The 26,675-nt window shown below is 64.3% G+C and carries 22 protein-coding genes; 7 read left to right on the plus strand and 15 right to left on the minus strand.

Features of this window, described 5'->3' with window-relative positions; genetic code table 11:
* The first annotated feature begins 173 nt into the window (after positions 1–173).
* Both R3X27_RS00640 and R3X27_RS00645 read left to right on the plus strand, forming a co-directional pair.
* The gene (locus R3X27_RS00640; RefSeq protein ID WP_317707169.1) at positions 174–1,820 is read left to right on the plus strand and encodes a tetratricopeptide repeat protein; all 1,647 of its coding nucleotides are present in this window, start codon (positions 174–176) and stop codon (positions 1,818–1,820) included.
* Between the two features lie 434 nt (positions 1,821–2,254).
* The gene (locus tag R3X27_RS00645; protein WP_317706877.1) at positions 2,255–3,145 is read left to right on the plus strand and encodes a glycosyltransferase family 2 protein; all 891 of its coding nucleotides are present in this window, start codon (positions 2,255–2,257) and stop codon (positions 3,143–3,145) included.
* Here the strand turns inward: R3X27_RS00645 and R3X27_RS00650 are convergent.
* Complete coding sequence (locus R3X27_RS00650) at positions 3,142–4,134, minus strand: sulfotransferase domain-containing protein (protein ID WP_317706878.1); 993 nt, start codon at positions 4,132–4,134, stop codon at positions 3,142–3,144. The genes R3X27_RS00645 and R3X27_RS00650 overlap by 4 nt on opposite strands.
* A gap of 183 nt (positions 4,135–4,317) precedes the next feature.
* On the opposite strand from R3X27_RS00650, the gene R3X27_RS00655 reads away from it, so the two are divergent.
* Positions 4,318–5,673 carry an oligosaccharide flippase family protein gene (locus tag R3X27_RS00655; RefSeq protein ID WP_317706879.1) on the plus strand — a complete coding sequence of 452 codons (1,356 nt, stop codon included), beginning with the start codon at positions 4,318–4,320 and terminating at the stop codon, positions 5,671–5,673.
* Positions 5,674–5,756: 83 nt separating this feature from the next.
* Here R3X27_RS00655 and xrtD read toward each other — a convergent pair whose 3' ends face one another.
* The 7 genes from xrtD to R3X27_RS00690 form a co-directional block, all read right to left on the minus strand.
* Positions 5,757–7,358, minus strand: a complete 1,602-nt coding sequence (xrtD, locus tag R3X27_RS00660; protein WP_317706880.1) for a VPLPA-CTERM-specific exosortase XrtD — start codon at positions 7,356–7,358, stop codon at positions 5,757–5,759.
* Positions 7,345–8,274 carry a polysaccharide pyruvyl transferase family protein gene (locus R3X27_RS00665; protein ID WP_317706881.1) on the minus strand — a complete coding sequence of 310 codons (930 nt, stop codon included), beginning with the start codon at positions 8,272–8,274 and terminating at the stop codon, positions 7,345–7,347. The genes xrtD and R3X27_RS00665 overlap by 14 nt, the downstream gene beginning before the upstream one ends.
* A gap of 54 nt (positions 8,275–8,328) precedes the next feature.
* On the minus strand, positions 8,329–9,342 hold the full coding sequence (locus tag R3X27_RS00670) for a glycosyltransferase (RefSeq protein ID WP_317706882.1): 1,014 nt from the start codon (positions 9,340–9,342) through the stop codon (positions 8,329–8,331).
* 7 nt (positions 9,343–9,349) lie between these two features.
* Complete coding sequence (locus tag R3X27_RS00675; RefSeq protein ID WP_317706883.1) at positions 9,350–11,137, minus strand: DNA polymerase III subunit gamma/tau; 1,788 nt, start codon at positions 11,135–11,137, stop codon at positions 9,350–9,352.
* Positions 11,138–11,210: 73 nt separating this feature from the next.
* On the minus strand, positions 11,211–11,627 hold the full coding sequence (locus R3X27_RS00680; protein ID WP_317706884.1) for a thioredoxin family protein: 417 nt from the start codon (positions 11,625–11,627) through the stop codon (positions 11,211–11,213).
* Between the two features lie 17 nt (positions 11,628–11,644).
* Positions 11,645–12,358: a cytochrome c biogenesis CcdA family protein gene (locus tag R3X27_RS00685; protein WP_317706885.1), complete on the minus strand. Its 714-nt coding sequence runs from the start codon at positions 12,356–12,358 to the stop codon at positions 11,645–11,647.
* A 57-nt stretch (positions 12,359–12,415) separates the two neighbouring features.
* Positions 12,416–13,303 (minus strand): DMT family transporter, encoded by an 888-nt coding sequence (locus R3X27_RS00690; RefSeq protein ID WP_317706886.1) that lies wholly within the window; start codon positions 13,301–13,303, stop codon positions 12,416–12,418.
* A gap of 142 nt (positions 13,304–13,445) precedes the next feature.
* On the opposite strand from R3X27_RS00690, the gene R3X27_RS00695 reads away from it, so the two are divergent.
* Positions 13,446–14,069 carry a hypothetical protein gene (locus R3X27_RS00695; RefSeq protein ID WP_317706887.1) on the plus strand — a complete coding sequence of 208 codons (624 nt, stop codon included), beginning with the start codon at positions 13,446–13,448 and terminating at the stop codon, positions 14,067–14,069.
* Between the two features lie 70 nt (positions 14,070–14,139).
* Here R3X27_RS00695 and R3X27_RS00700 read toward each other — a convergent pair whose 3' ends face one another.
* The 3 genes from R3X27_RS00700 to ade form a co-directional block, all read right to left on the minus strand.
* Positions 14,140–14,430 carry an HU family DNA-binding protein gene (locus R3X27_RS00700; protein WP_317706888.1) on the minus strand — a complete coding sequence of 97 codons (291 nt, stop codon included), beginning with the start codon at positions 14,428–14,430 and terminating at the stop codon, positions 14,140–14,142.
* A gap of 132 nt (positions 14,431–14,562) precedes the next feature.
* Positions 14,563–16,029 carry an AMP nucleosidase gene (locus R3X27_RS00705; RefSeq protein ID WP_411572449.1) on the minus strand — a complete coding sequence of 489 codons (1,467 nt, stop codon included), beginning with the start codon at positions 16,027–16,029 and terminating at the stop codon, positions 14,563–14,565.
* A gap of 5 nt (positions 16,030–16,034) precedes the next feature.
* The gene (gene ade, locus R3X27_RS00710) at positions 16,035–17,840 is read right to left on the minus strand and encodes an adenine deaminase (protein ID WP_317706890.1); all 1,806 of its coding nucleotides are present in this window, start codon (positions 17,838–17,840) and stop codon (positions 16,035–16,037) included.
* 296 nt (positions 17,841–18,136) lie between these two features.
* On the opposite strand from ade, the gene R3X27_RS00715 reads away from it, so the two are divergent.
* From R3X27_RS00715 to R3X27_RS00725, 3 genes are all read left to right on the plus strand, one after another.
* Positions 18,137–20,038 carry an acyl-CoA synthetase gene (locus R3X27_RS00715; protein ID WP_411572441.1) on the plus strand — a complete coding sequence of 634 codons (1,902 nt, stop codon included), beginning with the start codon at positions 18,137–18,139 and terminating at the stop codon, positions 20,036–20,038.
* 127 nt (positions 20,039–20,165) lie between these two features.
* Complete coding sequence (locus R3X27_RS00720) at positions 20,166–20,357, plus strand: hypothetical protein (protein WP_317706892.1); 192 nt, start codon at positions 20,166–20,168, stop codon at positions 20,355–20,357.
* A 250-nt stretch (positions 20,358–20,607) separates the two neighbouring features.
* Positions 20,608–20,769, plus strand: a complete 162-nt coding sequence (locus R3X27_RS00725; RefSeq protein WP_317706893.1) for a hypothetical protein — start codon at positions 20,608–20,610, stop codon at positions 20,767–20,769.
* Here R3X27_RS00725 and R3X27_RS00730 read toward each other — a convergent pair.
* From R3X27_RS00730 to xrtT, 4 genes are read right to left on the minus strand one after another with little or no spacing between them, the layout of a single operon-like run.
* Complete coding sequence (locus tag R3X27_RS00730; RefSeq protein WP_317706894.1) at positions 20,739–22,325, minus strand: ATP-binding protein; 1,587 nt, start codon at positions 22,323–22,325, stop codon at positions 20,739–20,741. The genes R3X27_RS00725 and R3X27_RS00730 overlap by 31 nt on opposite strands.
* The gene (locus tag R3X27_RS00735) at positions 22,313–23,008 is read right to left on the minus strand and encodes a response regulator transcription factor (RefSeq protein WP_317706895.1); all 696 of its coding nucleotides are present in this window, start codon (positions 23,006–23,008) and stop codon (positions 22,313–22,315) included. The genes R3X27_RS00730 and R3X27_RS00735 overlap by 13 nt, the downstream gene beginning before the upstream one ends.
* Positions 23,009–23,032: 24 nt before the next feature.
* The gene (locus R3X27_RS00740) at positions 23,033–25,045 is read right to left on the minus strand and encodes a VIT and VWA domain-containing protein (protein ID WP_317706896.1); all 2,013 of its coding nucleotides are present in this window, start codon (positions 25,043–25,045) and stop codon (positions 23,033–23,035) included.
* The gene (gene xrtT / locus R3X27_RS00745; protein WP_317706897.1) at positions 25,009–26,499 is read right to left on the minus strand and encodes an exosortase T; all 1,491 of its coding nucleotides are present in this window, start codon (positions 26,497–26,499) and stop codon (positions 25,009–25,011) included. Before xrtT ends, R3X27_RS00740 begins: the two co-directional genes overlap by 37 nt.
* Between the last annotated feature and the right edge of the window lie 176 nt (positions 26,500–26,675).

A 26,675-nucleotide genomic window follows, 5' to 3' on the forward strand; every position in this document is an offset into this window, starting at 1 on the left:
ATTTCGTGATCCGTCTTTCGACTGCCCTTGTCGCCATTTGTGCAATGCTGCTTCTGACCGGCTGCAAGAGCCCCGAGGCGCGCGCCGACCGGTTCGTCGAAACGGCGCTGGTTCTTCTCAAGGAAGGCAAGACAGCACGCGCCAGTCTCGAACTGCGCAACGCGTTGCAGCTGGTGCCGAGTCACGAACAAGCACGCCAGATACTGGCCGAAACGCGCAGGGCGGATGGCGAGATTGCCCTTGCAACACGAGACTACTTGGCGTTGGTCGGGGCGCATCCCGAGAACGGCACAGGAAACCTGGCCCTGGCAGAAATTGCCCTGGAGCAAGGCGATTGGGCCGCGGCTCGGAATTATGCCAGCAAGACAACCGCGTTTCGGGGCGAAACGGATCGGACGCAGGCAGTACAACTGGCGCTTGCCTATCGCGAAGCCCTGCAGGCCTCGGACATCAAGACCAGGACTGCCATCGCCACCGACGCCAATACACTCCTCAACCGATTGCCACGACAGATCGCGCTGCACCGCTTGGCCATAGATTCGACCATCCGCCAGCAAGCCTGGCTGGACGCCATGGACAGGCTCGACCATGCTCTTGTACAGTTTCCCGACAGTCTTGAATTCCGTCAGGTCCGGTTGCTCGTCTTGCAGAAGCTTGGGCGCGATCAAGCCATAACGCGACAGCTCGAAGACCTGGTCGCGCGCTTTCCCGAGCAGATCACGTTGCCAGATTTATTGGTCGGATGGCACCTGCATCAGGGCCGACCTGATGCGGCCGAGACCTTCTTGCGGTCTGCAGCGGCGGCTGCGCCCGATGATCGGTCTTCACAGCTTCGTCTCGTAGCCTTTCTTCAAACCCGAATAGGCGTCGCGGCGGCCTTGGACGAACTCGGCGCATTGGTCATGAAAAGCGGCCCGCATGACACGACCTATCGCGCCATGCGGGCCAGCATGCTCTTCAGGAGCGGCTCGCAGGCGCAGGCAATTGCCGAACTTGAAAACCTGCTTCAGAGCCGCGCAGATACGCCAACAGAGGAGATTGCCAGAGAAGCCATTCGTGTTGATCTGGCGCGAATGAAACATCGAACGGACGATCGGAACGGCGCCATGTCGCTGGTCGATTCGGTACTCGCGGAGGATTCTGGACATATCACAGCCCTGAAGATGCGCGGCGCTATGCAGATCGACGCCAATCAACTCGATGAAGCTGTTGCAACCCTGCGTAGCGCCTTGAGGGAGGCCCCCCGCGACCCGCAATTGCTGACACTGATGGCGGTCGTGCATGATCGGGAACACAGGCCCGATCTGCGGCGCCAGATGCTTGCGGCAGCTGTGGAGGCGTCCGGTGCAGGCCCCGAGGAGTCGCTTCGACTCGCACGGGTCTTGATCTCGGAAAACCGTCTCCGGCTTGCAGAGGAAACCCTCACAACGTCTCTCGAGCACAGTCCCGAAGACATTCCGCTCCTGTTCGAGCTCGTTATGACCTATATCGCCTTGTCCGACCTGCCCCGTGCAATCCAGGTCGGCGAAACCCTCGCCCGTCTGTCTCGCAGAGAACAGGGCAGGGCGACCATCGCTGATGTGACCATCACGGCTCGCTCCCCTGTGCAACTTCAACATACCGAGGCAAACGCACTCGAAGCCGCCGGCGATATCGACGCCGCGCTCGCCCTATACGAAGCGCTCTACAGCCGATTTCCCCGCAACGAAAACGTCGCGACCAACCTTGCCGCGCTTCTATCGGCCCGCCGCAACGATCCGGCTTCTCTTGAGCGGGCCTTCCGCATCTCTCAAGGTCTTCGAAGATCGCAACGCCCCTAAATACGATACACTTGTGGCCGGATCACCGCATGACTGAAGCGTTTCGATGAGACCGCCCCCCCCCAACCATTCCGTTGCATTCCCGCGTCGCGTCGACCCGGTCACCCGAAAGACACCCTGGATGACCTGTAAGACGCGGAGTTTTACGCCGGTGCGAACCTTGCCAGTAGCGCATTGCAAGGCCAGCGCGCCCTCCCTGTCAGGCTCGGCGCCGAAGCGCCGCATTTATTCCACGCAGCTTCCTGTTTGCGAAACAGAGCAAATTGGGAGAGTGTGGCGCGAATGGGTCGCCCGTGAAATCGGAGATGAAAGACACACGCCTCGGCAGATATTTCGACGGTCGCCGGAAACGGTTCGTTACTCGAATCAGGACGCAGCATGTCAGCGGGCCGAAGCGATTCGAGCTCGCATCAGACGAGATCTGTGGCCTGCTGATGGGACGCAACATTGCCTATTACATCCCGGTCTTCATGGAGCATTATCGTGCCCTCGGGATGCGCTATCTGGTCTATCTGGACAACGGCTCCGATGATGGTTCCATAGAGGTCATGCAGCGCTACGGCGATGTGATCACTCTTCATAACAAACTGAATTTTCGTGATTTTCAAAGGCATATGCGGATGCATATGGCACGCGAATATGCTGTTGGCGGCTGGCGGCTCGCCATCGACGCCGACGAGATCCTTCGATATCCGGGAGAGGCACGCCTCGACCTGCGAGAGCTATGCCGCCGCCTCGAGACGCGCGGCATGACTGGTCTCCTCGCGCAAATGCTCGAAATGGTCCCCGACGGTCCCCTGGAAACGGTCGACGCGCTCCCTTTCGAAAGCGCCCTGAGGACATTTCGGCGTTTCAGCCTCGGCAATCTCAGCGCCTATCGCTACCACGATCCCGAAATCCCGCTGCATCCGCTCCTGCACCAGAACGGCCTTTCCGATCCGGATCTTCGCTTCCTGTACGGGGGCCTGCGCCGCACGTTGTTTTCGGAGGATTGCTGCCTCAGCAAACATGTCCTGTTCCGGGATGGACCGGAGGTCACCCCCCTGCCCAACCCCCATGTCACGACCGGCCTGCACATGGCGGATTTCACCGCCCTGCTTCAGCACTACAAGTTCTCCGGCGGTTTTCTTGCCCGCGAACGCCGGCGGCAGGCGGAGCGGCGCCTCTCCCATAACGAGACCGAGCTGCGTCTGGCAGCGTTTGCCCGCAACCCGCAGATGAGCCTGACGGTTGCGGATATGCAAAGCGATCCGACCCCAACAGGCCTGCTCGAAGCCGGCTTCCTCCAGGCGACCGAAGATGCGTCCCGCATGCTCGGCCTCTAGGGCGCAATGCCCCGATCGTGCCACCACGCCGCATCGATCTCCCGCCAGGAAGAGAGGTCGAGGCCCGTCAGCCGCTCGATCTCCGCGTAGCGCGGCGCGAAATGGCGGGTCAGCCAGTCACGGGTTTCCGGAAGCATCGGGGACGGCAACTCCGGTGTCACACCGCGGGCGCGATTGATCGACAAGAGCCCCCGGCGGAGTCTCGCCCGCAATGGGCTCGGCACAACAGTGTTCAGCCACTGCGGCACGTATTGAGATTTGAAATCAAGAACCTGCTGGTCCTCTGCCGTTTTCTCGAAATGATCCCGGGACGTGTTACGCGCTTCGTGGCCGAGACCTCGCTGTGCCTCCGCCGGATCAAGACCAAGGAAGGCCAGCACCTCTTCCAGATATCGCGAGCGAGCCGTCACATAGTCCTCGAACAGGATAAAGCGAATCGCCTCGCGCGGGAAATGCGAGAGGTATTCGGTTGCTTGAAGGGTATAATCGCTTCCATCCAGGAACAGCCCGGCCGTGTCCGGCAAATGTGCATCGTAGCGCGCGAAGACCGCGTCGCGTGGAGCCCTGTCCGGGAAATCCTCCGGAAACAGACACTCCTCGAAGCTGCGATTGACCCGCCCCCGGCGGCTGTCATTCTGATAGTGTTTCAGGACCTCCTGATACATGGAATAGCTACGCGCCACCGGATGGCGCAGCATGTAGATAATCCGCGCATCCGGCGCGGCCTCCGCAATCCGGCGCGCCGCGTTGGGGAAATGCGGCACAAGCGAATGGATCGTCGAGCTTTCGCCCGTGATCTGGCTCGGCCGCGCCTCGGCAAAAAGCGCGGAATACCAGTCCGGCCCGAGCGCGAAACGGTCATCCCGGGCAAAGAATTCCGGCTCTTTCGGCACCGTCATGAAGAGCGACGGGCAGGCCTTTAGCTGTGATGTCAACGAAGTCGTCCCGGCTTTCGCCGCGCCGACGATGAAGAAATCGGGGATATGCATCGCTCTGCCTGCCTTTCCGCTGACCACCCCGGTCGATCGCCTGTCTACCATCGGTCGGAGCGTGCACGCCAGATCCCGCCTGTTGCCCGGGATCGACACTGCCCACCCACAACCCCGACCGTCTTGCCAGCCCGCTCGCCGTGACGCATGCAGATGAAAGCCCGTCGCCAGAAGGTCCCAGACGTGAAGTGGCTCACACGAAAACTTATCGGTTCCGATATCGCCGCCCGCACCCGGCGCGGCTCGCTCTGGACAGCCCTTGACTTCGGCGGAAACCAGATCCTGCGGCTCGCCTCCAACCTGCTCCTGACACGGCTCCTTTTCCCCGAAGCCTTTGGCCTCATGGCCATCGTCCAGGTCTTCCTGACCGGTCTTCAGATGTTCTCCGATGCCGGCATCCAGAGCGCCATTGTCCAGAACAAACGCGGCGACGACCCGGCCTTTCTCGACACCGCCTGGAGCATCCAGATCCTGCGCGGAGCACTTCTCTGGGCAGTCACCTTCCTCATCGCCGGCCCGGTGGCGCTCCTGTATCAAGCGCCGGTGCTGGCCGAAATGCTGCCCTGGATGGGGCTGAGCCTCTTTCTTCACGGTTTCACACCGACCGCCGTCCATTCCGCGGGCCGGCACCTGCAACTCGGTCGGCTGACCGCGATCAACCTCGGGACCTTCACCCTTCAAATAATCACCGCCTGCCTGCTTGCGTGGTTACTACAATCGGTCTGGGCGCTGGTCATCGCCGCAAATCTGCGTGCCCTTGCCGGACTTGTGGCGCATTGGCGACTGCTGCCGGAAGCGCAGAACCGTTTCCGGATCGAGACAGAAGCGCTCGCAAGCCTCTTCCATTTCGGAAAGTACATCTTCCTGAGCACGGCTGCCGGCTTCGTTGTCTCCCAGAGTGATCGTGCCATCCTCGGGCTTCATATCCCGATGGCGGAACTCGGGATCTACAATATCGGCTTCTTCATGGCGATGATGCCACGCAATTTCGCCTCCTCCTTGCAGACAAAGGTGATCTTCCCGCTCTATCGCCTCCAGCCCATCAACGAGAGCGCTGCCAATCGCGCCCGTATCTTCCACGCCCGTCGCCGTCTCGCCGCCGCAATGATCGCGGCCGCCCTGATGCTCGCTGCGCTCGGTCCCTGGCTGGTGGATCTGCTATACGATCCTCGCTACAGGTCCGCCGGCCCGATGATCACCCTGTTTTCACTCTCGCTGATCCCCCTGATCACACTGACCACGGCCGGACCGATGTTGCTCGCCATGGGCGACTCCCGGCGGGTTCTGGTCTCTCAATTACTGACAGCCGCCCTGCAGACCGGGCTACTCGTCCTCGGCATCCGCCATTTCGGTGTCGCGGGCGCAATCCTCGCACCGGGCCTCGCCTGCCTGCTCGCCGCGCCGCTTCGCGTGGCCTATGCACGTCGCTACAAGGCCTGGGACCCACTTCAGGATCTCGGGATGACCACTTTCGGCTTGCTCGTCGCCGGAGCGATCTGTGCATGGCACCGAGAGGCCATTCTGACGCTTTTGCCCTGACATCGATGGCCCGGAAGCAGTGCCGCCAGGCCTCGGCGACATAAGAACCCGCGCAAGTTCAGCACACGTCCGCTGACGCGCTTCTACTCCGCGGCCGACAGAAAACGCGGCAGAACAGGGACCAGCCCCGCGATGACACCGAGCAGCCGTTCCTCCGCGACCGCCTCGGTCTCCCCAGGCAGGATCGGCGTCGTCAACTCGACCAGAGCGCCATCGGTTCGTCCAGTTCGAACGCCATCCAGAAGCAACCAAGCCTTGGCCGCATAGTCCCATGCAAGCTTTCGCCCCTTCTGATCGAACCAGTAGAAGACCAATTGGCGCCGGCTCCCCTTCTGGACCACCGCCCGATTGACCCGAAACGGTTTCGACGATCCCACCCGAGCCGAAATGTCGATCCGCCGCAACGCCGCGATTTCCCAGCCCGCCCCCGGCAGACAGATCTCGGGCGAATGGACCCCGCCGGCGGACTGATCCGCGTACCAGGCACTGAAGAACCGCACCGGCGCCCGCGTGCCCGGTCGGTTCAGAACCACCTTGTGGTAGTCATCCGCACCAAGCGTCCGTTCGATCTCGGAGGGAAACCGTTCCGGTGTCCCAGCCTCCCAAGCACCGATCTTGGTCGGAAACAGGGCAAAGGAAACCCGATCGACCTCCTGCGCTCCGGACTGAGGCATGCTGGCAAGAGACAGGCCCGCGACGAATGGCAGAATGGCCGCGAGGACGAGGCTCCGGGTTGCCCGGATATCGCGCAGCCGGGCCAGTTGCGACACCGCATCGTGACCACTCAAACCGAATGGCACCGGCGGTCCGGCGACCCGAGACAGCAATGTGGAGAGCAGGAACAGCAACACCACGGAAGCCAGGAAAATGATCCAACCTTCGAAGAAATGCAGAAAGCCTTCGGCCGGAACGGCACCGCGCATCTGTACAAAGGCGCCAGCAATCGCAATTCGCAGCGCGTTCAGGGCGATGGTGATCGGCGCGGCCGACAGCAGCAGGACCACCCGTTGCCAGCCCGGGCCGCGGTGCAGAAGCGCAAAGACATAGGAGAAGCTGAGGATCGGGAACAGGTACCGCAGGCCGGAACAGGCCTCGGCCACATGGAGCTGAAGATGCCCCAGATCAATTACATTGCCATCGAGAAAAACCGAGATCCCGCCCGCGCGCAGCATCGCGACCCCGATTTCCGAGGAGAGAAGCTGAAGGGCGGCAGAGAGCTTGTAGTAGAGCAGGCCCGGCAAGGGCAGCATGAAGACAAGATGCAGAATGGAGGGCCAGAACCGCCGTCCGCGCTGCCAGCCACAGACAATCAGGAGCGCTCCGCCGAACCAGAAGATCAACGCATAAGCGACGATCTCGTCGATCCGTGCCAAGCGCCCGGCGAGACCAAGCAGAACGGAAAACGTCAGAATGGCAAGCCCGGGCCAGGCGCGCACCGATTCCACCGGTCCGTTTGGGCAGAGCTTCAGGTGCCGCAGGAAGAGCGCACAGGAGATGACCGGGATGAGCGGACCATGGCTGTATTCCGGCAACTGCCAAGCGCGGAAGAGCGCTTGCAGGCCGGGGAACATAAACCACCCCGCCGAAATCGTCGCCAGCAGAAGGAGGGGTGCGCCACGCGGCAAACGCCCGTTTTCCTCGGTGAAAAACCAGACCGGGCGGCGGAGCGCTTCAAAGGTAGTCATGGCCCACCCGCTCGATTTCCGCCCGCAACTGCGCTTTTCGAGCCGCAAGGACTGTCGTCTCGGACAGATGCGTCGGATGCGATTTAGCTTGCCGCAAGGCCTCACGGATCTGGCGCTCGACCAGCGGTCGCAAGCGTTCCAGCAACCGCTTGAGTCTTTGCCGAGCGCCCGTGCGAGCCGGCATCGCGAGCGAGGCAGGTGCTTCGGGCTCTGGCCGGACCGATGGTTCCTTCCCGCGCGGGAAAATCCAGCGATACGTCCTCAACAGGTCGGGCGCGGTGGCCTCCATCTCCAGCGATTGCGCCCAGTCATTCCATTTGAACGGGTTGAAGGCGTCACTCAGCTGGACCGGACTCCAGGGAACACGAAAGGCATCGGCCAGAATCGCGGCATGCATCGACTCTGCAATCACCAGGTCGGCACGTGCGATGCGCGCGATGACCTGCTGCGAGTCGCCCTCGGGGCTCACGTATTCGATCCCGGCTGCATCGCAGAGCCGGGCCCATCTCAGGGACAGCGCAGCCGTCGTATGATGAGGCACGAAAATGACCCGATTTGTGGCACTGGGCAGGTCGGGCAAGTCCAGGAAATCGGGACAGAGGACAGCCGGATCCAGCATCGGCATCGTCTCGGGCAAGCCGAGGCGCCGCGCCGTGAGCGGGCCGCGCACAGCGCGGATATCACATCGAGACAGCGTATCCGCTATGGGCGAAGCACCGTATCCCGTTCCACTTCCAAGGACGATGGGTCTGGGGAATTGCCGCAGATTGCCCTCGCTCAGAAGGGTTCCGGCGCCGAAGAGCGTGTCGCCTGCTTGCCCCATCCCGTGCCATCCGGGCAAGATCGCGTCCCAGAGCCAGAGATTCAGGTCATCCCCGAAATTCCCCCTGGGCAGTTTGCAGTAGAACAGCTCCACGTGCTCACCTTCGAAGCATTCCGGCGCGTTCTGCGCCACGTCGATCAGATCAGGTCACCAGAAATCCGTGCCGATCCCTTTCGCTAATCGCATCTGGGCCCTTAAGAAAACGATAAGGTCGAGCAAGAAATAGGCCGGAAGCCTCAGCAACCCCAGCAAAGCGCGCGGAGAGCGGGCCGCGCCAATCATCCGGACCGAACGCTTGAACAGGAAGTGCCAGGGGACCCAGCCACACCGCCTGTCCGGCAGTCGCTCGCGCAGACGCGCGGAGATCCAGCCTGGCTCGGCCGCTGCCGCGGACAATGCCCGACATCTTTCGCCCGCAGGCATATCGCGCAGGGCGGCAAAGAGCGCCGAGTTCACGGCACTTCCAACGACAATCCGTTCCTGGTGCTTCAGGAAACCAGACAGGCTGCGCTCCGGCTCGAAGAGATGCGCGCAGGAGGGATCGCCGTCGATCTTCGTTGGATTCTCGCGACGCTCCATGCAATTGGTCAGCAGCATCGCGCGGAGGAACCCATCCTCGACCGGCAGCCCGATCGGGAGGTGGATTTCAAGCGCCGCCTCGGCCCACAGCAGGTAGCATTGCCCGCAGATCGCGCGGCGCCAATCGTCGGAACCGCCACCGCCGCGCAGGATCGCCCGGGCAACCGGGGTTGTGGCTCCCGCTGCATCGGCGACGGGGCGGCTGACAAAGGCCAGAAGCTCCGGACGGGCAGCGAGGGCGTGGGTCAGGCCAGAAAGGTGATCAGGGTCGGGCAGGCGGATATCAGCATCGAGGAAGCCGAGGATATCGCACTCGGGCGCGAAATCATGGACGAACCGGTTCCAGGTCCGGCTCTTTCCGCCCTCCGCGAGGTCATGGATGAAAAAACAAGCGCCAAGCTGCGCCGCGAGCGGATGCTCGCGGGCGATCTCCACGGTGTCATCCGTGCAGCCATTGGCCAAAAGGTGCAGCTCGAAAAAGATCTCCCGATCGGACAGGATATCCTGTGCGCGGATGTCATCGAGCAGGCGTGGCAGGTCCTGCGCCTCGTTATGGGCAAAGATCCCGAAGGCGATCCGCATTCTCGCCTCACGTCTCCTCGAAGGGATCCCACTCGTCCTCGACCTCCGGCAGCGCCTCGACCGCCGCCTCGGCCGCGATCTCGGCCTGGGTCCGGATCTCGGCGATGCGGGCTTGCGGGAAGCTCTCCAGAACGGCTTGCACCAGAGGATGCGTCATCGCTTCCGCCTCCAGAGCCTGCGCGGTGGCGTTGCGGGCCTCGTCGATGGTTGGCGCGCCGCCTTCGTTTACAACGATCACCGCCCAGCGGTTCCCGGTCCATCGCTGCAGGGCAGCACCAAGACGTTGAGGAAAATCAGGCGGGGCGTCAGGGGTCGGTTCGAACTCGATCAGGCCCGGGGCGTATTTCACGAGCCGCAGATTGCGCTCAACTTCGATCTGAAGCGCGATATCGCGATGGGCGACGATCAGTTCGATCACGTGGTCGAAACTTGCATAATGCTGAAGCGCCGTCTCCGGCGATGTCTGTAGCGCAGCCATCGGGCCACCGGATGAGCCCATCGGGGCGGAAGGCTGTGGTGCGGAATGCCCCATCGGCGACGTGCCGGGCGCCTGCGCACCTCCGCCCCCCGGCCCGGACGGTGTGACCGGCGCAGGCGGCGGGGCGTTCTTCATCTGGCGGACAAGATCGCCCGGCGTCGGCAGTTCAGAGACATGGGTCAGGCGGATAATCGCCATCTCGGCGGCCATCATCGCATTGGGCGCCTGGCTGACCTCGTCCAACGCCTTCAGCAGCATCTGCCACATCCGGGTCAGCACCGGCATGACCAGCGCTTCCGCCATCTCCCGCCCCCGGTCGCGCTCATCGGGCGGCACGGTCGGATCCTCGGCGGCTTCGGGCGTTATCTTGATCACCGAGACCCAGTGGCAGACCTCCGCGAGGTCGCGCAGCACGGCCATCGGGTCGGCACCATCGGCATATTGCGCGGAAAGCTCCGTCAGCGCGGCGGCCGCGTCGCCTTTCAGCACCATCTCGAAGAGATCCAGCACCCGGCCGCGATCCGCCAGCCCGAGCATGGCGCGCACGTTCTCCGCCGTGGTCTCGCCGACACCCTGGCTCATCGCCTGATCGAGGAGCGAGGTCGCGTCCCGCGCCGATCCCTCCGAGGCGCGCACCAGCAGGGCCAACGCCTCGTCGGAGATCTCACCGCCTTCGGCGTCGGCGATCCGGCGCAGCATGGCGATCATCTCCTCCGGCTCGATCCGGCGCAGATCGAAACGCTGACAGCGGGAGAGCACGGTGACCGGCACCTTGCGGATCTCGGTGGTGGCGAAGATGAATTTTACATGCGCCGGCGGCTCCTCCAACGTCTTCAACAGCGCATTGAACGCGCTCTTGGAGAGCATGTGGACCTCGTCGATGATATAGACCTTGAACCGCGCCGAAGAGGGCGCGTAGGCCACGGATTCCAGCACCTGGCTACGGATATCGTCGATGCCGGTGTTGGAGGCCGCGTCCATCTCGAGCACGTCGACATGGCGCCCTTCGGCGATGGCAACGCAATGCTCGCACTTTCCGCAGGGCTCCGTGGTCGGCCCGCCAGTACCGTCCGCGCCGATACAGTTCATCCCCTTGGCAATGATCCGCGCGGTCGAGGTTTTCCCCGTGCCGCGAATGCCGGTCATGATGAAGGCCTGCGCGATGCGATCGGCGGCGAAGGCATTCTTCAGCGTCCGCACCATCGCGTCCTGGCCCACCACGTCCGCAAATGTATTGGGGCGGTATTTCCGCGCCAGGACCTGGTAGCCGCTCTCGCCCGTCTCGCTCATTTCGCCTCGCTCCGCTGACTGCGCCAACCTAGAGGGCTGGCGCGCCGAGGTCTACAGCATCGGGCAGGGTACGCGACAGGTTTCCCTGCCGCGACGACCGTCAGGCACCGGCGGCAGACAGCGCGGTATCCATCAGCCCCTTGATCGAGCCTTTCGACGTATCGGCCACGATCCGGCCCAACTCCTTGTCGCCTTTCAGCACGACCAGCGTCGAGCGGCGCGGGATCTTGAGCGACTTGGCGAGGTCGGACTTGCCGTGCTGGTCCCAATCGACGTCGATGAAGGTGATCGCCCGTTCATAGGCCGGGTTCTCAGCTTTCAGCGCCTTGATCGCGCGCTCCTGCGCGGCGCAGGTCGTGCACCAGCTGGCCTTGAAATCAAGGAAAACAGTCTCGCCCGCCTTGAGCTTTTCGGTCACCAGACCCGGCTTGTAGGCCATCCCGCTGGCCATGGCGCGCCCGGCGAGGGGAAGGGTTGCAAGAGCCCCGGCAAGGGCGAGAAAGGAACGACGGTCCATGAAAAAACTCCTGTTTGTCAGATGGAAACGGACAGGTCCTGCAGCCAGATGGGCATATGCTCCAGCGCCCAGGCCTCGACCATGTGGTGAACGTTGAACAGCAGCGCCAAACCGACCGCGACGAAGACACCGCCAAGGATAGGTCGGCCGCGTGTCGCGACGGCGCGCATCCAGGCCTGCCGCTTCTGAATGACCGAACGCGCGCCATATCCGAGCGCCAGGATGACCGTGGACACGCCGGCGGCGAAGGTGAGCATGATCAGTCCGGCCCGCGCGAGGCTCTCGCCCTGACTGGCCAGCGAGATCGCGGCGCCAAGGGTCGGGCCAACGCAGGGGCTCCAGACCGCGCCCAGCAATATGCCGCCAAGAAACTGCCCCGGAAGGCCGGAACGGTCGATGGAATCGAATTGCGCGTCAGCCGAACCGGCAACCCCGGCCGTCGCCGTGGCGAAGCTCGCCGAAAAACGCGGCACCAGCAGCACGAAACCGAAACCGATCATCAGCACCGCCGCCGCTTGCCCGATCACGTCCTCGGTCAACCCGATCGCGTAGCCGAACGTGGCAACTCCGAGCCCCAGCACAACAAAAGACAGCGACATGCCCGCCGCCAGTGCGACCGGCCCCCAGCGGCTCGCCTGCAATGCGGTCGCCAGAACGATCGGCAAGATCGGCAATACGCAGGGGTTGATGAGGGTCAGTAGCCCCGCGCCATATCCAAGCAAATACTCCATGTCCGAGAGATGGCCGAAGCCGCCCCGGCTGTCATTACACGAGGTACTGGCGCGGACTCACTTCCGCGTGGGATCTGTTACAGGCTGCCGCGAGAGCTGCACCGCGAGGATACCCAGCATGATCACCCCGACACCGACGACATCCCATGGCCCCAGCCGCTCCCCGAGCAGCAGTGCTGCGATGGCGACACCAAAGAACGGGTTGAGGAAGTGGAAGGTCGCGGCTTTCACAGCCCCGATCCGCTGCACCAGCAGGAACCATGTCAGCGTCGCCACCAGCCCGGGCACGATCACCGTATAGGCGAAGGCGAGGACAAACTCCGGCGACCAGTCGATCCGCCATTCCTCCAGCAGCAGCGAAGCTGGCGCCAGGACCGCCGCCCCCACGAGCATCTGCAAGCCGACGATCATCAAGACATTTCCGCCCGAGGAGGCCCCCCGCACCGCAAGGGTCGCGAAGGTCAGCGCCAGAACCCCGATCACGCAATAGGCGACCCCCCAGGGATCGACCCCGCCGCCCTGCAAACGGCTTCCCATGATGAGCGCAACCCCGGCAAAACCGACAGCCAGCCCGACAATGCCGAGCGGCCGTACCCGCTCACCAAAGATCGCCAGCCCGGCCAGCGCAACCAGCAAGGGCATGGTCGAGGCGATGATCGCAGCCATCGAGGCCTCGATGGTCTGCATGGCGACGAAGAACAGGCCGAGATAGAGCGCATTCTGGCAGATCCCGAAGATCACCGTCGCGCGCGCCTGGCTTGTCGTCAGCCGCCAGGATTGCCCCAGAAACCGGGCAATCGCGACCGCCACCAGCCCGGCGATCAGGAACCGGATGGCCGAAATCCCCAAGGGCGGGGCATGTGCCACGATGATCCGTGCCGAGGTGAAGGCGGAAGACCACATCAGGGCAAAAGCCAGCCCCATCGCCAAAGCCCGAATATCCATGTTCCGTCCTGTTATTGCGCGCGGCCTCCCGGCAGGGCTACGCGCCACAGTCGAGAATGGAAAGCCGCCAGTTGCACGCGCCGTCTTGACCCGCGATGACCCACGGCATCCTTTGCCTGGCGAAATGAATGGAGATCAGACCATGCGCGGCGCAAATATCGTGATCGACGTGTTGCGTGACAACCCGGGGATCCTGGTCCTTATGCTGGGCGCTATCGCCGTGCTGGCCTTCGGTCCACGCATTAATGCGACGGTGAGCGTGGCCAGGAGCCGCCAGCGGGACCGCGCGGAACATCGGCGGAAATGCGATGCCGCCCGCAAGGCCATGCTGGACCAGGTCGACGCGGAGGATTTCTACGGGAGCGTCGGTGCCTATCTGAAGCTGGCCTGGCCCCAAGACGGGAGCGTGGAGCTTGAGCAGATCGAGACCGTGATCGACGCGGCCGGCTTCATCGACATAACCTTCGAGAGCGAGGGGATCGAATGGGCGCTCGCACATTGGACGCCGGCCGATTTCGACCGGATGATCGCCGGGGCGCGACATCTCGGGCTTGATGACATGGTCAGCCCGATCCGGCGCGCACAGTCGAGCTTCGATGCCTATGAACGCGCCCCGGGCGATACGTCGGACCCGGCCTGGACGCCATTCGAGGCGCATCTGGCAGCGATACAGGCCAGTTTCGCCGCCCGCGGCGGAAACGTTCGGTTCCACAACGCTGCGAATGACTTTCTTCGGCAGCGCATGCAGGATTTCCCTGGCATGTGACCCGGCCACAAAAGAAAAGAGGCCGCCTCAAGGCGACCCCCTCAACTCAAGCGTGAAAGCTCGATCTGCCTCAGGCGTTGACAGAATCCTTCAGCGCCTTGGCGATCGTCATTTTCACGACCTTGTCGGCTTCTTTGTCGATCATGTCGCCGGTGGCCGGGTTGCGGACCTGACGCGCAGGACGTTCGCGGCAATAGATCTTGCCAATCCCGGGCAGGGTCACGGCACCGCCGCCGGACACTTCATTGGTAATGATGCCGGTCACGGCATCGAGCGCTGCGGTCGCGGTTTTCTTGTCGGCTTCCATTGCCTCCGCAATAGCGGCAACAAGCTGCGTCTTGGTCATCGGTTTGGTGGCCATGTATGGTCTCCTCGTTTGTTGCCCATTCTATTGGGGCTTATTCGACTGATTCTACGCCATGTTGGCTCAGCCCACAACGTTTTGTGGCTGTTTGATTAGGAAAACAAGGGGTTTTTACGAATTTTTGCAGGGTCAGAGGAAGGCTGTTTCCTCAAAACTGCGTAATTTCCGCGAATGCAACCGTTCCAGCGGCATCCCACGGAGCAATTCCATCGCTCGTATCCCGATCAAAAGGTGGCGCGCAACCTGCGTCTTGTAGAACTCGCTCGCCATGCCCGGCAGTTTCAACTCGCCATGCAGGGGCTTGTCCGAAACGCACAGAAGCGTGCCGTAGGGGACCCGGAAACGGAACCCGTTGGCCGCGATCGTCGCGCTCTCCATGTCCAGTGCAATCGCCCGGCTCTGGCTCAGCCGTTGCACCGGTCCGGTCTGGTCTCTCAACTCCCAGTTGCGGTTGTCGACAGAGGCCACGGTGCCCGTCCGCATGATCCGCTTGAGATCATAGCCTTCCAACTCGGTCACCTGCTCGACCGCGTCCTCAAGCGCGACTTGCACCTCCGCCAGCGGCGGGATCGGCACCCAGACCGGCAGATCGTCATCGAGCACCTTATCCTCGCGCAGATAGGCATGGGCGAGGACGAAATCGCCCAGCGCCTGGCTGTTCCGCAGCCCCGCGCAATGTCCCACCATCAACCACGCATGCGGGCGCAGCACGGCGATATGGTCGGTTGCTGTCTTGGCGTTGGACGGCCCCACGCCGATATTGACCAGCGTGATTCCGCCACCATTCTTGCGCTTGAGATGGTAGGTCGGCATTTGCGGCATCTTGGAGGGCTCGGGAATGGGCGTATCCCCATCCGTGATCTCGATATTTCCCGGCGCAACGAAAGACGTGTAGCCACTGTCCGGATCGTTCAGCGCCGAGCGGGCATAGGCCTCGAACTCCTCGACATAGAACTGGTAGTTGGTGAAGAGCACGTGGTTCTGGAAATGATGCGGCCCGGTGGCCGTGTAATGGCTCAGCCGCGCCAGCGAATAGTCCACACGTTGGGCGGTGAACTGCGCCAACGGGCGGGCGCCATCGGCATAAGTGAAGCCATAGCCATTGACGATATCGTCATTGGTCGTGGCGAGATCCGGCACGTCGAACACGTCCCGCATCTGGAAATCCGTCGCACCTTCCTGCGGCACGGAAAGGCGCGCATCATTCAGCACCGCGAAATGCACCGGGATCGGCGTGTCCGAGGCGCCGATCATCACCGCCTGCCCATGCGTCTTCAGCACCAGCCCGATCTGCTGGATCAGGTAGTTGCGGAAGAGATCCGGCCGCGTGACAGTGGTCGCATAGACTCCTGGCTCAGTCACATGACCGAAAGCCAGTCGCGAATCCGCCTCGACGAAGCTCGTCGAGACAAGGCGGATCTCGGGATAAAAGGCGCGATAGCGATGCGGCGGCTTCTCGCCCGACAGGCAGGCGCTGAATTTCTCCGTCAGAAACGCGACAGATTTCTCGTAGATATCGATCAGCCGGTCGACCGCCGCCTCCGGATCGCGATAGAGCGCCCGCTCGGGCATTTCCGGCGTCACAACCGGCGTCATGTCGTTCATTGCAGGACTTTCTCGACCAGTTCGGTCGTCTCGAATTTCGTCACGTCCACCAGCCCCTTGTCCGAGATCCGCAGCTCCGGGATCACGACAAGCGCCAGCAGGGAATGTTGCATATAGGCATTGTTGAGCTTGCAGCCCGCAGCCTCCATCGCCGCGCCAAGCGCTTCAGCCTTCGCGGCCACCGTCTCGGCTTTATCATCCGACATCAGCCCAGCAATCGGAAGCTCGACCAGCGCCTGTTCGACCCCGTCGGCAAAGAACACCACGCCGCCGCCCACCTCGCCCAGCCGGTTCGCTGCCAGCGCCATGTCGGCCCGCGAGGTGCCGACGACGATCATGTGATGGCTGTCATGGGCGACCGTGGAGGCCATGGCCATGCGGCCCTCGTAACCGAACCCCTCGACAAAAGCGTTGGTCACCGCGCCGGTTGCCCGGTGCCGCTCGACCAACGCGATCTGGCAAACCGCACCCTCGGCCTCGATGAGACCCTCCACCACCGGCAAATCGGCGGATAGCGCCCGCGTCGGCGCCTGGTTCTCGACCACACCGATCACCCGGACTCGGACGCCGTTCGCGCCCGCCGGTGCGGGAATCTCGAAATCCGCCGCGCCGAGCGTCTTGCCGAGATGGACCGTGGAGCGGGCATGGTCCGGCCAGTCGAGATGCGGGCAATCGACTGTGATCGTCCCGTTCTCGGCCACGACCTGACCGCGCGCGATCACCGTCTCGACGGAAAGCGCATGGAAATCGGAAGAAAGGATGATATCGGCCCGCCGCCCCGGCGCAATTGACCCCAGCTCGCGTTCAAGGCCGAAATGGGCGGCGGTGTTGATGGTCATCATCTGCAGCGCCACCAGCGGATCACAGCCACAGGCGACCGCATGACGATAGGCGCGGTTCATGTGGCCCTCGTTGACCAGCGTGCCGGAATGGCAGTCATCGGTGCAGATTATGAAATTGCGCGGGTCGAGCCCTTTCTCGGTCACGGCCGTGATCTGGCTCTCGACATCATACCAGGCCGAGCCGAGCCGGAGCATGGCACGCATCCCTTGCCGGACACGGGCGATGGCGTCGGCCTCCTGCGTGCCCTCGTGATCATCCGCCGGGCCCCCGGCGGCATAGGCGTGGAAAGCGGGGCCGAGATCCGGGGAGGCGTAGTGACCGCCCACGGTCTTGCCCGCGTTCTGCGTAGCGGCGATCTCAGCCAGCATCTTCGGGTCCGCACCAATCACGCCGGGGAAATTCATCATCTCGCCCAGCCCGATGATCCCGGGCCATTGCATCGCTTGCGACACGTCCTCGGGCGTGATCTCGAAACCGGTGGTCTCCAGCCCCGGCGCAGAGGGCGCGCAGGAGGGCATCTGGGTGAAGATATTGACAGGTTGCAACAACGCCTCGTCATGCATCAGGCGGACGCCCTCCAGCCCGAGCACATTGGCGATCTCGTGGGGGTCCGTGAACATGCTCGTGGTGCCATGCGGGATCACGGCGCGGGCGAATTCAGCCGGGGTGAGCATCCCGGATTCCACATGCATATGGCCGTCGCAGAGACCCGGGAGCATGTAACGCCCCTCGGCTTCGATCACCTTCGTTTTGTCGCCGATACAATGGCTTGCGTCCGGACCGACATAGGCGATCCGCCCTTCGGCAATGGCGATGTCATGGCCGGGCAGCAGCTCACGGCTCTGGACATTGACCCAGATCCCCTGCCGGATCACGAGGTCGGCGGTATCGCGGCCGGCGGCCACGGCGACAAGGCGGGGGGCCGCTTCAGCCCAGCTTTTCAGAGATGGTCTTTCCATGTGCCATGCTTTCCCGTTTTTCCGCCCGATGCAAGCACCGGCGGGCAGGTGCCGGCCATCAGAAAGAGCAGGTGCAGATGACAGGGGCAAGACAGTGCCGAAATGCCCGTGGAGCGGGCGATTTGTCGCCGGGCAGGGCGCGCATGGGAGTGGCGCCAATGCGTGACGGGTCCGGGGCGCAAAACCTGCTATGATGCGCGCAACGTTGCGTCATCCGCGAAATGAGCGGCCCGCGGCGGCAGGTCGCGATGATAGACAGCCCGGAACGACCGGGCAGAGGCGAAGGGGAGGAAACCATGTCCATGCAGGAGGTTCTCGCGGCACGGCGCGATCTGTCGAAGACGACAGACTGGGAGGCGCATCGGCCCTTTCGGACCATCCACGAGATGCTCAGCCACAGCGCCGCCGCTCACGGCAACCGCCCGGTGCTGAGCTTCCAGCTCACCTCGAGCCCGCAGGATCCCGGCCGCACGTTGAGCTATTCCGAACTGCTGGCACAGGTCACCCAATGCGCCAATCTCTTCCGTGCGCATGGGGTCGGGCCGGGGGATGTTGTCGCGCTCGTCATGCCGAATTGCTGCGAGACGGTCGTCGCCATGCTCGGCGCGATGACGGCCGGGATCGTCAACCCGATCAATCCGCTGCTGGAGGCCGAACAGATCTCGGCGATCCTGCGGGAGACGAACGCGAAGGTGGTGGTCACCCTGCGCGCGATCCCCAAGACTGACATCGCCCAGAAGGCCGCGCAGGCCGTCGCCTTCGCGCCCAACGTCACGACGTTGCTGGAGGTCGATCTCGCCGGCTACCTGCCGCCGCTCAAGGCCGGCATCGTCAATGTCATCCGCCCGCGCAATCCCAACAAGCACCACGCACGGATTTTTCGGTTCTCCCGCGAACTGGCCAAACACCCGTCGGATCGGCTGACCTTCGAGGACGGCCCGGACGACCGCATGGCGGCCCTCTTTCATACCGGCGGAACGACCGGCGCTCCCAAAGTGGCCCAGCACATGGTCTCGGGCGTGCTCTACCAGGGCTGGATGTTCGCGGATGCGGTCTGCGGGCCAGAGGATGTCCTGCTCTGTCCACTGCCGCTCTTCCATGTCATGGCCGGGCATGTGGCGCTCGGGCTGGCGTTGCAGAGCGGGGCGCAGATCGTGCTGCCAACCCCTCAGGGGTATCGCGGCGACGGCGTTTTCGACAATTACTGGAAGCTGGTCGAACGCTACCGGGCCAGCATTGCGGTCGTCGTGCCGACAGCCGTCGCCGCGCTGATGCAGCGCCCCGTGGATGCGGACGTCTCCACCCTGCGGTTCGCCGTATCCGGCTCGGCGCCGATGCCGATGGAACTGTTCCGGCGGTTCGAGGACGCAACGGGGTTGTCGATTCTCGAAGGCTACGGGATGACGGAGAATACCTGCATGGTCTCGATCACCCCCGGTGGCGACGAAAGCAAGATCGGCTCGGTCGGCCTTCCGGTACCGTTCTGCAAGGTGCGGGTACTCGATATCGGCGCCGATGACGAGACCCGCGCCGAGTGTCGGATCGACGAGATCGGGGAGATCTGCGTCTCCTCGCCCGGGGTGCTGCCCGGACGCACCTATATCGAGGCCGCGCGCAATGCCGGCCTCTATGCCGACGAGACCTGGCTGCGCACGGGCGATCTCGGTCGGCTCGACGCGGATGGCTATCTCTGGATCACCGGACGGGCCAAGGACCTGATCATCCGGGGCGGGCACAATATCGACCCAGCCGAGATCGAAGAGGCGTTGATCGCACATCACGGCGTGGCGCTCGTCGCCGCCATCGGCCAGCCGGACATCCATTCGGGCGAGTTGCCCTGCGCCTATGTCGAACTGGTCGACGGGGCCACGATCTCGGCAACAGAGCTGCAGGACTTCGCGCGCGAGCACATCTGGGAACGCGCCGCCACACCGAAATATATCGAGATCGTCGAAGCGATGCCGCTGACCATGGTCGGCAAGATCTTCAAGCCGGAGCTGCGCAAACGAGCCATCGCGCGGGTCTTCGACGCGGCCCTGTCCGAGGCCGGGTTGGCGTCGCATGTTGTCGAGGTGGTCGAGGACAGCCGGCGCGGGATGGTCGCTGTTCTCACGCGCGAGGAGGGTTTGCCGGAACGGGATGTTGCCGCTTGCCTGGAGGGTTTTGTGCCGGGGTGGCGCTGGCAGGACGAGACCTGACCCGGCTCCCCCGCCTTGCTCCAAGGGTTCGAGCCGCAGGAAAGCAGCCCTCGCGACCAGCCGGCAAGACGATTGACGCTGGCGCGCGTTTCCCGCACCTTCGCGATCTGACAACTGGAGGAAAGACATGGCAACTTATCGCTGCGCTGTCTGCGGCATGGGCGTCAACGCCACATGTGCCGATTGCAACGAACCGCTCGTCAACGACACGCTGAAACTCGACGATGGCAGCGAGGTCCAAATCTCGCGCTGCCCGAAATGCGAGGGCAAGATCAAATCTCCGATGTGCTGCGGCAAGGACATGACCTGCGCGGTCTGACGCCGACGGGTGCCCTCTCTGGCCATCTCTGCGCAATGGCGCGGCTTCGTGGCCCATAGCACTGAACCGTGAACGGCATCGGGGATCTGGGCGCGCCGCGCCCAGCCTTCCACACCGTGCCGAAAAGCAACTCGATCTTCATCGCCAGAATCTCGATGCCGCGTGATCTGCGCAAATCCTGCACGACCACTGCAAGGCAATTGCGCAACCCGTGGTCACCTTCCGGGACAGGCAGTCACAGGAGATCCCGATGAAACGAGAGCTTGTCCTGCGCGGTGTACCGCGCTCCATTGCGCTTGATGGCTGGTGGCTCACACCGCCGCCGGAGCCGCGCGGAGATCGCGTCGACGGCACTCAGGAAGCAGAGACAAGGTCGCCGGATCAGGCGCCGCGCAGCTCTGTCGGCAGATAAAGCCGGAAGGCCGCCCCTTGCGCGGTGTCCTCCAGCGAAATGCGCCCGCCCCGCCGTTCCAGGATCGCGACAACGATGGCCAGCCCCATCCCCGTGCCGCCCGCCTCACGGCGGGTGGTGAAGAAGGGATCGAAGAGACGCGCCGCATTGGCAGGCGAGATCCCGGCTCCGTTGTCGCGCAGGATCAGGCTTTGTGCCTCGGGACGGACGTCCAGCGCGACCTTCCCGGCGCCATGTTCCGCAGCATTGCGGAGAAGCTGGGTCAGAACGATCTCCAACTCGTCCTCCGACAACGCGACACGCCACCCGTCAGGGGCCGACACGGACAGCTCCAGCTCCGGGAAAGCCGACCGCATCCGTTTCACCCCCGCCTGCAGGTCGCAGCTCTCTGCACCAGAGAAGCTCCGCACCCGCGCCAGTTCGCGCAGCCGCGACAGCAGCGCATCCATTCGCAGCCCCTCGGCATGGATCTGCGCCAGCAGGCGCGACCGTTGCTCCGGCTCGAGCCGCTCGCCCGCCATCTGCAGCAGCTCCGCGGCGCCGACAATGGTCGTAACAGGGGATTTCAGCTCGTGGGTGACATGTTGCGTGTAAGTGCCAATCGCCTCGGACCGCTCCGACAGGCTGGCGGCCATGGAGAGCAGGCCCTCCCCCAGCTCGGCCAGCTCACGCATGCCGTAATGGCGCAAGGGCTCGGGCGCCGGGCGGGCACCGCGCGCGACCTCCTGGCTCTGGTCGCGCAGGGCATGAATCGGCGCCGAGATCGTGCGCCAGAAGACAAAACCGACCAGCAGCGCCACCACGGCCATCCCGGCCAGCATACCCGTCAGCGGCGCGCGCTCGCGATAGAGGAAATCCATCAACCCGTCCGGCGTGCGAGAGAGTTGGACCGCGCCGACGACCCGGTCCCCGAGGATCACCGGATGCGCGACATGGACCCGGAACAGCGTGTCACGACTGATTGAACCGATCCGATCACGCGTCTCCAGCGGTTTGCGATAGCGCAGACGTGTCGCGACCTCGCCCGCAAGCGCCGCCGAGACCTCGGGCAGATGCGCCAACGAGCGCCCGATCCCCTCGCCGCTCGACGCGATCACCCGGCCCTCGGAATCGGTGAAGCGGTAGCCGACCAGCGTGGTCTTCTGGACACTCTGCGCCAGCTCCGACAACGGGGCAGCGAGCCGTTCATGATCGGGATGCAGCGCGCCCCCCGGACCCTCAGCCGCCTCTGCCGGCGGGTCGATCTCCGCGTCCGCAAGCGACAGGCGCGGCTCGACCGGGTGAAAATCCTCGGCCAGGCGCGTCCGGGCAGCGTCGGAAAGCGGGTTACCGGGGAGATCCTCCGCCTTGGCCCGGGCCAGCGCGTCCGCATGCAACGCGGCAAGAATGGCCGCCTGGTCGATCAGGCTGCGCTCGGTTTCACGCAGGAACTGGTCATCGGCCAGCCGCGCCATCACCAGCCCGACCAGTGGCAGCGCCGTCAGCAGCGCCACCAGCGCGGCGATCAGCAGCCAGAGCGGCGGTCGCCATTTCCGCCGAACGCTCACCTCCGGCATGTGCCCAGCTTCAGCCCGACGCCATGCACAGTCGCCACGAGATCCGGCACCCCCAGCGCGGCCGCCTTGCGGCGCAGGTTGCGGATATGGCTGTCGACGGTCCGGTCGGAATGCTGTGCGGAGACGCCATAGACCGACTGGATGAGCTGGTCACGGGTCAGCACCCGCTCGCCGGCCCGCAGAAGAGCGGCAAGGAGCTGGAACTCGGTCGCGGTCAGCTCGACCGACTGGCCGTCCAGCGTGCAATGATGCCGCTCGGGCACCATTTCGAGAACCCCATGGCGCAGCCGCTCCTCCCGTTGCAGCGCGCCATTGGCCCGCGCCAGGATCGCCTTGACCCGCAGCACCAGCTCGCGCGGGCTGAAAGGTTTGGTGACGTAGTCATCGCCCCCAAGCTCGAAGCCGAGGATGCGGTTTATCTCCTCGTCCCGCGCCGTGAGGAAGAGGATCGGCACGGCGGAGTGACGGCGGATCGCCCGGCAGGTCTCGAAACCGTCCATCTCCGGCATGCCGATATCGAGAATGACGAGATCGGGGGGGCTGCGCCGAAGCTCCACCAGCCCGGCCTGCCCGTTGCTGGCCTGCCGGCAGCGCAAGCCACCATCTTCCAGCGCGATGGCGATCACTTCGCGGATTCCGGGGTCGTCATCGATGATCAGGATCTGGTTCGACGCGGCCTGCATCTCGTTTCCTCCATTGCCTTCGCCTTAGCAGTCCCGCGTGCCACGGTGAAGCCGCAGCGCGCCGAAAGCGGCCAGCAAGAGAAGGCCGAACAGCGCCTGCGGCTCGGGCGTCGAAGCGCCGCCAAAGCCGGGATAGGCCGTCACCGGCACACCGCCCCCCTGCGGCAGCGGGACCGACGCCGGGCGCGCGCCGCCCTCCGGATTGACCACGCTCTCGGAGATCGCGACGAAGGAGGTGAAGCGGCTCTGAAGTCCGAAATCGAGCCCCAGCCGGGTGATCGCGACCTCCCGCTCCGTGGCGTCTCCGTCCCGCACCGCAAGGCCGCGCTCGTGATCAGCGATCCGGCTGCGCGCCCAGCTCAACGGCAGGGCCGCCCCGACTTCCGCGCTCTCTTCGGCGATCTCCCGCAGGCTGACAGGCAACGATGCGGACTGTCCCGCCACGCGCCCATTGACCCGGATCTCCTCCGGCAACGCCCCCTCGAACCGCGCCATCAGCCGGAGCGAATTGCCGTCGAAGAGATCCGGCAGCCGGGCCGGCGTGGCCTCGGAGACGTCCAACCCGCCCCAGTCGACCGATATATCGGTCAGGAGCGGCGTGCGCAGGTCGGCGGCAAACTGTTCGGCGGCCTCTGCGCTGCTCTCGGTCGGGTCGACATAGCGCGCATAGCCCCGGCCCTCCTCGGCCATGCCCTCCAGCAAGTAACGATTGACCGAGGACCCGACGCCGAAAGCGTAGATCCGCGCCTCCCCGATCCGGCCGCGGACCTCGCGCAGCACGCTGGCTTCGTCGCCGATATAGCCATCGGTCAGGAAAACAACGATGCGCAGCGTGTTCTCCGGCTGATCCACGCTCAGCGCGGTCCGGACAGCGCTGAAGATATCCGTCCCGCCACCGGTCTCCAGCCCGCCCAGGAACCGGTGCCCGGCCTTCAGGTTGGCAGGGTTGGCGGGCAGAGCGCGGGTCGCGAACTGGTCGATCTCGGTGGAAAAGGAGAGGATGCGGAAATAGTCATGCGGCCGCAGACCGTCCAGCGCGGCGGCCATGAAACGCTTGGAGGCGGACATCGGTGCGCCGCCCATGGAGCCGGAACTGTCGAGCACGAAAACGATCTCGCGTGCGGTGGGCGGCATGGTCTCGGGCGCGCGGGGCGGCTCGACACTCAGCGAGAGATAGCCGCCCGCCTCGTCACGATGAGCGAGCACACCCGCGGTCGGGACCTCGCCGCCAAGCACGTAGCGGATCACCATGTCGCGATTGTCGAGCACCCGGCCATCGGCGAAACGGACCTCGTGGGTTCCGTCTGTCTCCGTGATCTCAAGCGGATGGGTTAGGGAGGTCAGCGAAATTACCGGCAGCGCGGAGCGCAACGACAGATCCAGGCCGACCCTCTCCGGCGCGATTTCACCCGGCAGATCCAGCCCGAAAACCTGCGCCACTGGCAGTTTCTTCAGCTCCCAGCCATCCGCCTCCGTGACCGCCGTGCTTCCGCCTTGCGGACCTTCGTATCGCGGCACGACCAACAGCGGCACGACCAATTCATAAGCGCCATCGACGCGAGGCACCGGCTGGACATAGCTCAACCGCACGGTGACCGGCTGGCCGGGCACAAGGTTGGCGATGGTCTGGGTGAACATGTTGGGGCGGTGCTGGGTCAGAAGCGCCGCTGCCTTGCCCGCCTGCTCAGCCACCGCGAAGTCCGCTTCGGCCTCCTGCTTGCGTTTGATCTGCGCCCGGATCGTTTCGCCCCCGAGCTCCATCTCCATCGCATGTACCGCCGCCTGCCGGTTCAGTGGAAAGAGATATTCCGCCCGCATCGGCGCGCCGTGCGGGTTCTCGAAAACCTGGGTCAGGGTCACGCGGGCAAGATCGCCGGCAATGTCGATCTGATAGTCGCTGCGCAGCATGGGCAGGGCAAGCTCCTGCCCGTCGACCTCGCCCAGAACCTGTCCGGCGGGCGCCTCCGGCGCAGCGAGCGCAGGAGCGCCAAAGACGAACATCAGCAACAGGAAGATACGAAAACGGGTATGTCCCATGACGATGGCTCCTCAATGTCTTGGGGATAGGAAGGGGAAAGGTCCAGCGCGGCGAAGGCTGCGGCCTCCAGTGCCTGTGCGTGCTGTGTGGGCAGCCCGAGCGGGGTGATCCGTTGCAGCGCGGTCCAGTGGCCGTCCTGACCGTTCAGCCAGAGCCAGACCGCCTCGCCGATACTGGGCACCATCCGCCCATCCGGCGCGATGAAGGTGACGGCAACCTGCCAGTTGCGCCCGTCCGGCCCGGTGGCACGGTAGATCGCTGCGGGAGCGCCGTCATGGCGGGTGCCAAGGAAGGTGACATCGAACCCTAGGCCTCGCAGACAGGCATCGGGGCTGTGCAGGTGCCGCAGCGGCGAGGTGGTCCGGATTCGGGTCAGGCCGAGCGGGCCGTATTGGGCTTTCTGCGCGTCGCCGCCATAGGCGCGGAAATACCGGTTCTCCAGCGGAGAAAGCGGAATATCGGCGCGCAGCTGGCCGGCGAGCTGCGCGGGAAGGGCAGCCGGGGCCACCGGGCGCGAAATATCGACAGGCCGGGCAGGTTGGGCGACGATCCAGAGCGCGGCGACGAAGCAGGCGACGCCCGCGCCAAGAAGCACCGGCGCGGAGATTGGGCGCAAGGCGCTGAGCTGCGCTGGAGGCCGCGCCGGCGCAGGCCGATACCAAAGCGCCAGCGGCACCGCGGACAAAGCAAGTGTCACAAGCCCGGTCAGCGAATGCAGCGGTTCTGCCATCGTGTCGATGCCATGCGCGAGACCCGCCGCCAGCAGGGCGATCCGCAGGCTGTTTCCCAGCAGCGCGAGCGTCAGCGTCACCGCCAGCCAAACCAGCGTCACGGACCAGCGCGGGCGCATCACGACGTTCATTGCAACGAAGAACCCAAGCAGGAGCAGCAGCCCCGAAGCGCCCGCGCAGGGCAGGTCGACCAGCACATCCTGCCCGGCAAGCGTGATCCGGATCCCGGCACAAGCCGTTTCCTCGAAGACCAGCCCCAGCAGCGCGCAGGAGAGCTGTGCGGACAGCATCTGCAGCGGAAAGCCCAGCAGCCGCTCGACCACCGCCTCCACTGGCAGCGAAAAGAGGAACAAGACCGACAGCCAGAATGGTGCGATCGGCACGGGCCGGCGCTCCAGCCCCGCGAGCTTGGCAAGCGCGTAGAGATCGGCCGCAAGGGCAATCCCCCCGACAAGGTTGATCGCCAGAAGCTGCGCCGCCAGGCGCAGCCCGGCCGCCAGCACAAGGAAGAGGCCGAGCCTTTCGGACGGAATCCCCCGCCGCTGGCCGCTCAGAACCGCGCGCAGGGCCAATGCCGCGACAGCGCCAGCATAGATATAGCCGATGGAATCATAGGCCGGATCCTGCCAGCTTCGCACCAGCCATCGCGCCGGTTCCCAGGCGAGGATGAGCGAGGCGGCAGCGAAAAGACTCCAGGCAAGGGGGCGGAAGGCGTGTTGCATAGGCCTATTGCGCGCAGGCGGACGTGCAGGCAAATCGCGCGATCCGTGCAGATTTTGCACAGGGACGGTCTGCCCGCGCAGGAATTGCCTCTTCCTTGGGCGTCAGCCGCATAATAATGTCGCAACTGGGCGCTCTGCCCTGTTCGAAGGCAATTGCCTGAGGATAAGTCACGCGC

It is taken from the genome of Tropicimonas sp. TH_r6 (assembly GCF_033101155.1).
Classification (GTDB): Bacteria; Pseudomonadota; Alphaproteobacteria; order Rhodobacterales; family Rhodobacteraceae; genus Tropicimonas.